The sequence below is a fragment of the Pseudomonas paraversuta genome (assembly GCF_904063065.1).
Classification (GTDB): Bacteria; Pseudomonadota; Gammaproteobacteria; order Pseudomonadales; family Pseudomonadaceae; genus Aquipseudomonas; species Aquipseudomonas paraversuta.
This window is the reverse complement of sequence record NZ_CAJFCL010000028.1, coordinates 1-593: the sequence shown is the minus strand read 5'-3', so window position 1 is coordinate 593 and position 593 is coordinate 1. Positions and strand designations below refer to the sequence as shown.

The window sequence follows — 593 nt, the reverse complement described above, 5'->3', positions numbered from 1 at the left end:
TGCGCTCAATGGCTTGCTGCTCGAAGACGGGCAACTGGCGCTGACCGGCCTGGGTTGCTCGCTGCTGCGCGAGCCGTTGGTGGCGCCGATGTCGCCAGCGGCGAACTGGTAAAGCTGTTCGACCTGCACGTGGATGACGGCCGCCAGTACTACCTGTGCCGGCGCCCCAACAGCGAACTGTCCGACGAAAACCTGAGCTCAAGCGCAGCCTGGTGACGGCTACGCCCGCAACCGCTGATTGATCACCATTTGCTCACGCCCGCGCGCCACAATCCAACGGTGGAAGTCGCGGCAGTGGGCCTTGTCGAACGCGCCCTTGGCACCCACCAAAAAATACGCCGACGGCAAGGGCAAGGCCCGGGCAAACGGCCTGATCAAACGCCCATCTGACAACGCATCAGCCACCATTGAGTATTGCGCCAGTACCACACCCTGCCCCGCCAATGCGGCCTGGATTGCCATGGCAGACAAGGAATACACGCGGTAGCCATCGCGAATGCTTTCGCAGTCCACCTGTTGGGCCTTGAACCAGTCACGCCACGAAGGCGGCGAGGCAAACTTCGGTAGCCAGTCGATGGACAGCAGCGGATATG

The 593-nt window shown here is 62.4% G+C and carries 1 protein-coding gene and 1 pseudogene; one reads left to right on the top strand and one right to left on the bottom strand.

Annotated elements, in window-relative coordinates:
* A pseudogene (locus tag JQ845_RS23100) lies at positions 1-216 on the top strand (LysR substrate-binding domain-containing protein); the annotation flags it as partial.
* A gap of 3 nt (positions 217-219) precedes the next feature.
* On the opposite strand, the gene JQ845_RS22760 reads toward JQ845_RS23100, so the two are convergent.
* On the bottom strand, positions 220-593 hold a 374-nt coding region (locus JQ845_RS22760; RefSeq protein ID WP_236010232.1), incomplete at its 5' end, for a LysR substrate-binding domain-containing protein.